This is a genomic window from Dietzia sp. DQ11-44, assembly GCF_014145205.1.
Classification (GTDB): Bacteria; Actinomycetota; Actinomycetes; order Mycobacteriales; family Mycobacteriaceae; genus Dietzia; species Dietzia natronolimnaea.
This window is the reverse complement of record NZ_JAALEC010000190.1, coordinates 1-1,169: the sequence shown is the minus strand read 5'-3', so window position 1 is coordinate 1,169 and position 1,169 is coordinate 1. Positions and strand designations below refer to the sequence as shown.

Below are 1,169 nucleotides of genomic sequence, written 5' to 3'. Positions count from 1 at the left end.
GCCCGGGCTCCCCGCGCATCTGGTGCACCCGGCCCACGCGGCCCGGAGCCACTGAGCCGCCGCCCGAGCCCCGGGATCCCGATCGCCCGAGCCCTGGGATCACCCCGCCGCCCGCTTGCGTATGGTGTGAGTCACACCCCTCATCCGGCCGGAGGTGCCCCGTGACCCAGACAGTCCACTCCCCCGTCGCGCCCGGCGAGGACCCGGTGGATTTGTCCTGGCGCCGGTCCGCCTCGTGCGGACTGACCCCGAAGAGCGCGCGCCCCGGTGCCCCCGATCCGCACGCCTCCCGGTCCCACCGTCTCGCCGAGGCCGCCCGACCGGTGATGGACGACCTCGACGAGGCCCTCAAGGACACCGGAGCCATGCTCCTGCTCGCGGACCGCGAGGGACGGGTCATCCGCTCGGTGCGCGACAACGCCCGGATCTCCCGCATGCTCCTGCGGCGGGGAGTCGACGACGGTGCCACCCTCACCGAGGACGCGGTGGGCAACAACGGCATCGGCACGGCGCTCGAGACCCGCGCCGGGGTCTTCATCCACGGCGAGCAGCACTTCGCGGAGGTCCTGCGCGACTTCGCCTGTTACGGGCACCCGATCGTCGACCCGCTCACCCGCCGCCTGGTCGGGGCGGTGGATCTGACGGGGATGAGCGCCGACGCCTCCCGAATGTTCGCGCCGTTCGTGCGGAAGATCGTCGCGGACATCGAGGCCCGCTACGTCGACACCGCCCGCGCGGACGACCGCGAACTCTGGCACCGCTTCGTCGAACGCACCCGATCCTCCGACACCGCCACCTGCGCGTTCGGCGACGAGGTGGTGCTGGCCTCGCACTCGAGCCTGGAACGTCTGGCCTCCCGGGACATCGCAAGACTCCGGCGGCTGGTGGAGCAGGACGAGGTGGGCGACGTCGTGGAACTCTCGGTGGGGACGGTCGGGGTCCTGTCCAGCCGGGTCGGCCGCCGCGGCCACCTGCTCGACCTGACGTTCCCCGACCAGCACCCCACGCCCACGCTGCGGAGCACCTCCTCCCCGGGCCCCGGCTCCACCCCGGGCTCGACCTCGACGCGGGCCATGACGTCCGCCCCGGGTTCCACCTCCACGCAGGGCACGACATCCCCGCCCGGGACCACGGGTCCGGCGGGCACGTCGGGTCCGGGGGCCGGTGCC

Annotated in this window: 1 protein-coding gene; it reads left to right on the top strand. The window is 73.8% G+C overall.

Annotated elements, in window-relative coordinates; all coding sequences use genetic code 11:
• Positions 1-161: 161 nt before the first annotated feature.
• Positions 162-1,169, top strand: a 1,008-nt coding sequence (locus G6018_RS05845) for a GAF domain-containing protein (RefSeq protein WP_347237808.1), incomplete at its 3' end; no start/stop codon positions are given.